The 8,741-nt window shown below is 40.6% G+C and carries 12 protein-coding genes and 1 tRNA gene; 7 read left to right on the top strand and 6 right to left on the bottom strand.

The genetic code is table 11. The annotated features are described in order from the left end of the window. Positions 1 to 556, bottom strand: a 556-nt coding sequence (locus IQ230_RS17660) for a peptidoglycan-binding domain-containing protein (protein ID WP_193933589.1), incomplete at its 3' end; no start/stop codon positions are given. A gap of 806 nt (positions 557 to 1,362) precedes the next feature. On the opposite strand from IQ230_RS17660, the gene IQ230_RS17655 reads away from it, so the two are divergent. Then, the gene (locus IQ230_RS17655; RefSeq protein WP_193933588.1) at positions 1,363 to 1,785 is read left to right on the top strand and encodes a pentapeptide repeat-containing protein; all 423 of its coding nucleotides are present in this window, start codon (positions 1,363 to 1,365) and stop codon (positions 1,783 to 1,785) included. Positions 1,786 to 1,819: 34 nt separating this feature from the next. Here the strand turns inward: IQ230_RS17655 and IQ230_RS17650 are convergent, their stop codons facing one another. Then, positions 1,820 to 3,025 (bottom strand): tetratricopeptide repeat protein, encoded by a 1,206-nt coding sequence (locus tag IQ230_RS17650; protein ID WP_193933593.1) that lies wholly within the window; start codon positions 3,023 to 3,025, stop codon positions 1,820 to 1,822. A 200-nt stretch (positions 3,026 to 3,225) separates the two neighbouring features. On the opposite strand from IQ230_RS17650, the gene IQ230_RS17645 reads away from it, so the two are divergent. Further along, positions 3,226 to 3,816, top strand: a complete 591-nt coding sequence (locus IQ230_RS17645; protein WP_193933587.1) for a chromophore lyase CpcT/CpeT — start codon at positions 3,226 to 3,228, stop codon at positions 3,814 to 3,816. Between the two features lie 174 nt (positions 3,817 to 3,990). Here IQ230_RS17645 and cpdA read toward each other — a convergent pair whose 3' ends face one another. Further along, a complete protein-coding gene (gene cpdA, locus IQ230_RS17640; RefSeq protein ID WP_193933586.1) occupies positions 3,991 to 4,788 on the bottom strand; it encodes a 3',5'-cyclic-AMP phosphodiesterase in 798 nt (265 codons plus the stop codon). 2 nt (positions 4,789 to 4,790) lie between these two features. On the opposite strand from cpdA, the gene IQ230_RS26815 reads away from it, so the two are divergent. The 3 genes from IQ230_RS26815 (at position 4,791) to IQ230_RS17630 (ending at position 6,003) form a co-directional block, all read left to right on the top strand. Then, positions 4,791 to 4,967, top strand: coding sequence for a hypothetical protein (locus IQ230_RS26815; RefSeq protein ID WP_228055093.1), 177 nt, complete (start codon positions 4,791 to 4,793; stop codon positions 4,965 to 4,967). Between the two features lie 272 nt (positions 4,968 to 5,239). Further along, positions 5,240 to 5,311, top strand: a tRNA-Cys gene (locus IQ230_RS17635). Positions 5,312 to 5,601: 290 nt separating this feature from the next. Next, positions 5,602 to 6,003: a response regulator gene (locus tag IQ230_RS17630; protein ID WP_193933585.1), complete on the top strand. Its 402-nt coding sequence runs from the start codon at positions 5,602 to 5,604 to the stop codon at positions 6,001 to 6,003. A gap of 87 nt (positions 6,004 to 6,090) precedes the next feature. On the opposite strand, the gene IQ230_RS17625 is transcribed toward IQ230_RS17630, so the two are convergent. The 3 genes from IQ230_RS17625 to IQ230_RS17620 all read right to left on the bottom strand — a co-directional run bounded on the left by IQ230_RS17625 (position 6,091) and on the right by IQ230_RS17620 (position 7,392). Next, positions 6,091 to 6,276: a hypothetical protein gene (locus tag IQ230_RS17625; protein ID WP_193933584.1), complete on the bottom strand. Its 186-nt coding sequence runs from the start codon at positions 6,274 to 6,276 to the stop codon at positions 6,091 to 6,093. Between the two features lie 174 nt (positions 6,277 to 6,450). After that, complete coding sequence (locus tag IQ230_RS27440) at positions 6,451 to 6,579, bottom strand: hypothetical protein (protein WP_265576226.1); 129 nt, start codon at positions 6,577 to 6,579, stop codon at positions 6,451 to 6,453. Between the two features lie 171 nt (positions 6,580 to 6,750). Further along, positions 6,751 to 7,392, bottom strand: a complete 642-nt coding sequence (locus IQ230_RS17620; protein ID WP_193933583.1) for a phosphotransferase enzyme family protein — start codon at positions 7,390 to 7,392, stop codon at positions 6,751 to 6,753. Positions 7,393 to 7,531: 139 nt separating this feature from the next. On the opposite strand from IQ230_RS17620, the gene IQ230_RS17615 reads away from it, so the two are divergent. Both IQ230_RS17615 and IQ230_RS17610 read left to right on the top strand, forming a co-directional pair. Next, complete coding sequence (locus tag IQ230_RS17615) at positions 7,532 to 8,005, top strand: GNAT family N-acetyltransferase (RefSeq protein ID WP_193933582.1); 474 nt, start codon at positions 7,532 to 7,534, stop codon at positions 8,003 to 8,005. Beyond that, entirely contained in the window at positions 8,002 to 8,727 is a 726-nt protein-coding gene (locus IQ230_RS17610) for a class I SAM-dependent methyltransferase (protein WP_228055092.1), read from the top strand. The genes IQ230_RS17615 and IQ230_RS17610 overlap by 4 nt, the downstream gene beginning before the upstream one ends. Positions 8,728 to 8,741: the final 14 nt, after the last annotated feature.

Below are 8,741 nucleotides of genomic sequence, written 5' to 3'. Positions count from 1 at the left end.
GCGTAGCTGTTGGTGTTGGGGTTGGAGACGGAGATGCCGTTGGAGATGGTGTTGGAGATGGCGTAGCTGTTGGTGTTGGTTCTTCCCCGCTGAGAATTCTTCTAGCTTCTTGGTCGAGTCTGATGCGAGTTTCTAGATTGGCAGTTCCAGTTGTTTCTAAGTTATATCGCTCTTGAAACTGTTCGACTGCTGATTCTGTGAGCGTTGTATAGAATTGGTTTCGCGGTAGAGGAGGAATAGGATTGACAACTAAGTTCAAACTTCCATGCAGATTTCTCATCAAATCAGCTGCTGTACTCTGTGTCTGTGGACCTGCTACACCATCAGCTTGTAAGCCATATCTTTGCTGAAAGTCCCGAATTGCATTACGAGTAGCTTCATCAGTTAAAGGTCCTTCTTCTGGAATGTCATATCCTAAGCCTCGTAACGTGACACGAAATTCTCCTGGAGTATAGTAATACCGTTGCTGAGCAACAGAAGACATTTCGTAACTAACTAAGCCAGCTGTTACCCCGAAGGTGACAGCTGCGATCGTTGTGCTCCATCTACACCACATAGATTTAACTCCTTGGTAGCTAATTAAGCCTTGATCACAGTAAATAGGAATAGTGTAAAACAAGTAATACTTAGGGCAAGATGCTCCTTAGTGATTATTCACTATCTCTGGTTATCTTTGTGTAATTGATTTCTCTATGTCAAGTCTCTCTAGGTAATATTAGGAATCATTAATCAACTTAGTTTTGAACAATAAAGTGCAAAAAAGTGCATTATTCGCATTAACTCCTTGACTTTATCCATAAAGAATGCTTGACGAATAAATTTGCAGCGAAACATACTCTGTCCACCTCCGTGAACTACGGGCGAGTATGCATTATCCTCTCAAAATGCTGACTCTTGAGTGTGCGCTCATTACCGCTGCATATCTCAAAACCCTTGAAACTTCGTTCGCTAGCCCCGACTTCAGCCAAGGGACATCTGTGATTCATGCATGAAGTCTATTGATATGCTAATACTTGCACCAACAAGGAAAATGCTTCTAAGAATCTAGGTTTTCTGGGTTTCTTAAGTTTTTTAATTTGATGAGAATAGACGATTGTTCTTCATAAACAGCAAGCTAATTGTATGAATAATCTTACGCCGCATTCTTGTCATAAATTGAGCTTTTGCTCGCTAATTCATACTTTCGAGAGATTGCTAAACTATAAAAAATATACCCTTAGTCGGTAACTTAGTCAGAGTAATTAAGCAGCACTTCTAAAAATCTCCTTCTACTGCGTCGTCCACACGTAGGAGGGCAAAGCGTTTTATTTGAGGGATGCTATCTATAACAAGATTTTTAACCTGTTTTTGAGGTGGATAATAATGAAACTGGAGATTTTTGCTATTACAGCTTTACTGAGTACTGTATCCCTAGCAGCTCCGGTAAGAGCAGAAAACCCAGCCCACGTACGCCAACTCATTGAAACGAGGGAGTGCATGGGATGCGATCTATCAGGTGCTAATTTAAATGGCGCTCATTTAATTGGCGCTGACTTAAGAAATGCCAACTTAGAGGGAGCGAGTCTGATTGATGCCAACTTAGAAGGCGCAGATTTGACAGGTGCGAATTTGCAAGAAGCTAATCTCTTCAAAGCTTTTGCAACTAGTGCAACTATGAATGAAGTTGACTTGACGGGTGCTAATCTTCAAGATGCAAAACTGTATAAAGTGGACATGGACGGTGCAACTCTAGCAGGAGCTGACTTCAGGGGAGCTAAGTTGTATGGTGCTAATCTGTTCAATTAACTATTGGGACACCGTAAATCGATGGTTTTAAGTTTTATTGCGCTAATTGCTGCTGAATCTGCTGAATCTGTTGAGTAAAGTAAGGTTGTTGATATTGTAATTGTTGGGCGATCGCAAGTCCTTGTTCAAAAGCAGTAAGAGCCGCATTCTCATCGCCATTTTGTAAATGAATTTGTCCAATTTGGTCGTAAGTGTTCATCAAACCGTAAAAATTAGCAGCTTTGTTGTCTGCTTCCAAAAGAATTTGACTTGTTTGTAAAGCTTCCGCAAATTGACCTTGGCTGCGGTAAAGTACAATTAATCTCCGTAAAGCATCTCCAGCACGCGCATACTGCCGCAAAGACCAAGCAGAAGCATAAGCCTCTTGATAATTTTCAAATGCTTGCTGAGTTTGTCCTAAGGCTTGATAGTCAGATGCGATCGCTAGCCGAAGAGCGGGGACTTGAGTGAATTGAGCCTCATTGAGATACAGATCTGCAAGGCGCTGTTTAACTGTGATTGCTTGTTGATATTGTCTAGCACGGTCGTAAATATAAGCTAGCTGTTGCAAATAAGTCACTTCACTGACGCGATTGCCGCGAGTATTGGCTAAATTACGTAACTCTTCATAACTTTTAGCAGCTTGTGAATAGTCAAACCAACTAAGATGTAATTCAGCAATTGTTCTTAAAGTATTGTCTGCTGCAACAGTATTCTGCGCTTGTCGCTCTAGTGCAAGAATTTGCTTATAGACTTCTATTGCTTGTTGTGGCGATCGCACTTGTTGATAAGCGTAACCAAGCGATCGCAGTAATGTTAAATCTACTGTGGGTTGCGATTGTGCTTGTTGTTGAATTGCTTGGAGTCTACGGGTAATAATCTGAACTTGAGTGGTTTCATTCTCACTCCATGCGATCGCCCCGACTCTTCCCAAAGCTTGTACTTCAGCTAAAGCACCCAAAGCCCGCCTGAGTCTCAGTTCTCGATTCCAAATTTCAAACGCACCAATACTATTTCCTGCTGCTAGTTGTGCTTGCGCTTGAATATTAAGTTGATCTAAAGCTGTTGCTAAACTTTGACGTTCTTGAGGACTCAATGGTTGATTTGGTCTAGGTAGCAGTGGATCTGGTGTCGTTATTTCTAACGGATTTGGCGAAGCATTAGATGACGATTCCTGGCGCTGTGCTAGTGCAATGGAACTACAACACAGCCATAACGCGATCGCAGTAGTAACGACAACTTTCTCTCGTCGTTGAATCATCTTGTGAAGAAAAATATCATAATCATGCATATCTCAATGAAAATAGCAAGTCATTTCGTCTAAAAATTCACTCTTCCACTAGTCACTACCTCCTTGACGAGTCACTTAGTAAAATTTCTCCACAAAAATAGGTAGCTTTGAGTTTTAAAATACTCAAAAGAGTATTACAAACAACGTTATCGTTATCCAAGACCGATCAAATGACTCATTCTACAGATATCGCTACTTTAGCGCGGTGGATGGCAGCAGATTTCAGCAATCAAGAACAAGCTTTTGAAAATCCTCCTTTTTTTGCACACATTCGCGTTTGTATGCGCCCTCTCCCTCTAGAAACCCTCTCCGGAGTAAGCTTTTATGTGGAACAAGCATACGATTATATGCTGAATAATCCCTATCGAGTACGAGTATTAAAGTTGGTAAACGCAGACAATCGCATTATGATTGAGAATTATGTCGTTAAAGACGAACAACAATTTTACGGTGCATCTCGCGAACCCCAACGCCTGCAGGCGATCGCATCAGAGCATTTAGAAAAATTACCAGGCTGTAATATGCTTGTCGAATGGACAGGAAACAGCTTTAAAGGCAGTGTTGAGCCAGGAAAGGGGTGTATTGTAGTACGTAAAGATAAAAAGACCTATCTAGATAGCGAATTTGAAATTGATCAAGAACGGTTTATCAGCCTCGATCGAGGACGAGATCCTGAAACTGATGAGCACGTTTGGGGTTCTGTTGCTGGACCATTTTACTTCGTTCGTTGGAACAACTTTGCTGATGAAGTCAAAGTGTAAAACAAACAAGTGAAAAGAAATTAGTGGCTAGTGAAAGAGTGATTAGTTTTGGAAAGCGAACAAAGGTGCCGGAGGCAATTATTTTGAGTTTTGAATTGAATTAAGTCTTAAAATCAACACTTCACCACTCATCATTTCTAGTCTCTCTCAGCTTCTGCATTCTGAATTGTTCGCCTAATACCCAGTTGCTGCTAAATCTAAAACATATTCACTATAAGCTACGCGCTCAATTTGAGTTAGCCAACTACCATCAGGATACAGCTTAATTAGTCGGAATCCTGGATTTTCTTGTTTTATGGAAAAGTGCGGGCTATTTGGCTCAAATTGAACTGAGGTTGAGGGACTCCCTAGATAATGCACGCCATTTCTCTGGCAATGAAATTCTTGGTGAATGTGACCAAACAAAACTAACTTGACTTGTGGATGGCGATCTAAAACTGCAAAAAACTCCTCTGAGTTTTCTAGTGTGCTACTATCTAGCCACTGAGAATTGACTAGAAAAGGCGGATGGTGCAGTGCAACTAAAGCAGGTTGAGTACTGCAACTTGCAAGTCGCCAGTCTAACCAAGCTAGTGTTGTTTGTGAAAGTTGACCATGAGCATGCCCAGGTACAGCAGAATTGATGAGAACAAAGTTCCAGCCACCTTGAATAAATTCTTTCTCTGCAAAAATAGAGGCATGATTCAAAATTTGTTGCATTGTCGGGAAATAATCATGATTCCCTGGAATCCAGTAGGTAGGCATTGCTAGTGGCAGCAACAAGTGTTGCAAGCGCTTATACGATTCCGGTGTCCCATCTTGTGATAAGTCTCCTGTAAGCAACAACAAGTCTAAGCGATCGCGCAAATACAGTAACCGTTCGATAACTGTTTGAAACGATTGTGTTGTGTTTAGCCCTAATAAGTCTTGCTTCTCATCCGTAAATAGATGAATATCTGAAATTTGAGCAATCGATAAGGGAGATTGATTCATTTTTGCAGACACCAGTTTTTGTCCAAAAATGCTATTCTCTAGCAGCACAATATCTCATCTTGAGTACAAGTCAAATAACAAAGCAAGTAAAAGCACAACTTTCAGTACACAAAACTGTAGCTTCCAGTATTTTTGAGACGCAAAGCTGGAAACGTACACAAGCACAAGCTTTATCTTAATTTATGCTTCTTCATACTATCGAGAAAAGTAACGGTAATATGCGATCCTTAACCGCATTATGTGTGATTTCAATCACGATAAGCTTGAGGCGATCGCAACCAAGACGACAAGGTAACACTAAAGCACTATCAACTAATCTATCTGTTTCTATTAGTGCTATATTAGTTTAGTGAAAATTCTCAGGTGCGCCCAACTTAATTAAGAAAAGCAAGTAAATGCAAGTACGCTGAGTCACACAAGTTAACTTGTTGCGTTGTCAGTAGATCATCATGGCGGCATAGCCAAGTGGTAAGGCAGAGGTCTGCAAAACCTTTATCCCCCAGTTCGAATCTGGGTGCCGCCTTCTAAAAAAGTGAGGCTTACACGTGTTCTTTTCAGAGTGCTTGTTTCGGAGTACTCCTACTGATTTGCGATCGCTGAGTAAAGCGTTCAATACCTAATTTACATGCATACACGCCAGCCAATAATTAAGTAGATCTTTATAATAATTAACATTGATAACTTTTACTAATTATTAAAAGTAATATTTGTAATAACCGATGAAAGTGTTTCACCCAGCAGATAGAGTAAATTGACTCCTGCTATGCCATACACTGAACTCAATATTTAATAAGTCGTTATTTATTTTATTGGATGATACCTTTGTCCTGTCAGTCTGGTACCTTACGCGTTTTAGTAGCTGACGATCACGAACTAACTCGTTTTAGTCTCAAATTAGCGTTAGCTAATCAAGAGAACATAGAGTTAGTAGGTTTAGCTAGCAATGGTTTAGAAGCAGTAGAAATGGTACAACGCCATCATCCTGATGTGATCATTCTTGACTTGCAAATGCCAGTTATGGATGGATTGAGTGCTTCTAACCAAATTAAAGATATTGCCCCAGGGACTCAAATTATTGCCTACTCATCCCTAGAGGAACCAAAGTTGCGAGAAAATAATCAACTCAACAACATGGATGCCTTTTGTCGTAAAGACACATCTACTCCAGACTTAATTGCCTTAGTGCGAGAGTTGGGGAACCGTAGTATTACATAGAAATAACACAGGTATTAGTTCAGCGCCAAAAAATTACAGTGCATAAAACTGTCTTGGCGCTTTTTAGTATCAAAAACTGAATTTCAGTTAAAAAGATTGTGCCTCATTCGGAAAAGTCCGGCGATATTCATCAATCAAGTCATCCATTTCTTCCAAGGCTTGATTGACATCTGTTCTTAAAATCCCTAGATTGGGTTGTTCTAACAACAGTAAGAGAGTTTCTCGTTTACTAACGACTTGAGCTACTCGTTCGCGTAGTGTTTCGGGGTTCATGCTGCTATTGTAAGTTTGACTCTGTTTATATTGTAGTCAAGAAGAATAGAAACCATAGTTAGAGTTGAAGATGAGCGATCGCTGCAACAAAAAATCATATACTAGCAGTCTGAAAGTATGTCGTCTCTTCTAATACTTGTTTTCAATCTGCTTAGCAAAGAGACAAGAATACCATTAAAATATCTCAACTACACGACGTAAGGCTTGAACGACATACGGCAATTCTTTCATAACAGATGCTTGCTCCTCAAGACGGGGGACAAGAAAGCCGAGATTATCAAGGTAAGCTAAGCACAGAAACATATCTTTAAGCTTTGTATAATCACTAGGCAATGGTTTGACAGATTCGTAACCTTGTCAAAAGACTTGCTGTTGTTGCTCTTCAAGTTCCATCAAAGCTAAGGCAAGGTCATACAAGTAAAATCCGAAACCGCAACGGTTAAAGTCGATAATGTGCACCTCTTCGCCATCTAGTCAATAATTACCAGAATGAAAGTCGGCATGAATCACACCAAAACTGTCTTGCTTGCGTTCTAGTTGAGTAAAACGAGTGATGATGTGATTACCATTGACCTTTAAACTATCTAGCTCATTTTGATTTGCAGTATCGCTTAAAGTCATATACAAAGGCTCTAAACGTTGACTAAAGTGCGCTGCATCATATGTTTGGCGTTTGAAGCGATCGGGCAGTTTAAACTGTTGTGAATGGTTATGAAGTTGTGCCATCACAGATCCTACTTTGGCAAGTTGTTCATCGGTCAAAGTATTCACAGTCGGTGGTATTTTCCCTGTTACCCAAGACAAGAGAGTACAAAGTAGTTCTAACTCATTATCAGCAAATACACTTGTGACTAGCACTCCATTTAAATTAACAATAGGCTTAGGGAGTATCAAAGTCGTATTGCTATGCAAACTGCTTAGCCAAGCTAGTTCTGAAGATATAGCATCTCGGTCATGAAGTGCAGATGTGTGTAGACGCAAAACAAAGGATTGACCGTCAGCATCTACTTTAAAATTTGTGTTACTTGCTCCACCTAAGCGCGTTAGCTGAGCGTTTTTTAAACCATAGTTATAAAGTGCTGCAATTGCCAGGTGTAACAACGGCTCGTCATTCATTATTTGTAGTTTCAAAAATATCCTCACTACATCGTCAAGCTATTATGGGTGATGAGATGCTAAGTTAAGGTTACTGATTGGTAACGTCGTTATGGCAAATCCTGCTGAGCCAACAGTTCTATAGCTTGACGGTTTTGTGATGCGATCGCTGCAATGCTCTGACTTAGACGCTCTTGCCGAAATCTGGGCTGATCCTGAAGTGACGCGATTCCTTCCCAGTCAGGGAGTTCCAATTTCTAGAGAAAATGCCGAAAAATTGCTACAATCTTTCATCAAACACTGGCAAGAACGCGGGTATGGAGTTTGGGCAATTGTAGAAAACAATTCATCTCAAATGATTGGCTATTGTGGTCTGCGGTATTTAGACGAAATTGATGAAGTTGAGGTACTCTATGGACTTGCACAAGCCTATTGGGGACGAGGAATTGCAACACAAGCAGCTCAAGCATTAGTTTCATATGGTTTCAATGTCGCTAAGCTAGATAAACTCATTGCTATGGCATTGCCCGATAATTTGGCATCAAGAAGGGTGATCGAAAAAGCTGGCTTGCAGTATGAAAAGCAAATTCATATCTTTAATCTAGATGTTCTTTACTATTGTGCAAAACCATGACTCCTGCTTGGTATTATGAAGAGTCTAAAATGGCTGGGGTTGACTTTGAGGATGCAGCACAAGTTGAATACGATCGCAATCAAACATCTAGTTCACCAGAAAAAGAGCAAGCTTTAGTCACTCGGTTAGGAATTACAGCAGAAGTCACTCGGTTAGGAATTACAGCAGAACATACTGTTATTGATTTGGGAGCAGGTACAGGGAATTTTGCCATTCAAGCTGCGCTGACTGGGGCATTTGTCCACGCTGTCGATATTTCACAAGCGATGCTCACTTACGCTCAACGCAAAGCAGAAATAGCAGGCGCGACCAATATCAAGTTTCATCAAGCAGGATTCTTGAGTTACGAACATCAAGACAAGTTAGCTGACTGGGTTGTCACCAAAAATGCACTTCATATCTTGCCCGATTTCTGGAAGATGACGGCTTTTCTGAGAATTGCTGCCATGCTGCAGTCGAAAGGTATTTTCTACTTACGAGATGCGATCTTCTCATTTCCACCCGCAGACTATGAAGCATCAATTAATCAATGGATTAGACAAGTTGCTAAGCCTGAAGGTGAAGGGTGGACAACCAGTGATTTTGAGATGCATGTGTGCGAGGAACATAGCACGTATGAATGGATTATAGAGGGGATGTTAATCAGAGCAGGTTTTGAGATTGTAGAAGCAAATTACACTACACCGACTTATGCTGAGTACCTATGCATCAAAACCAGTTGACACTCTCCGCCGTA

The organism is Gloeocapsopsis crepidinum LEGE 06123 (assembly GCF_015207655.1).
In the GTDB taxonomy this organism is placed as follows: Bacteria; Cyanobacteriota; Cyanobacteriia; order Cyanobacteriales; family Chroococcidiopsidaceae; genus Gloeocapsopsis; species Gloeocapsopsis crepidinum.
The sequence above is the reverse complement of the archived record's forward strand: the minus strand, read 5'-3'. Positions and strand labels throughout refer to the sequence as shown.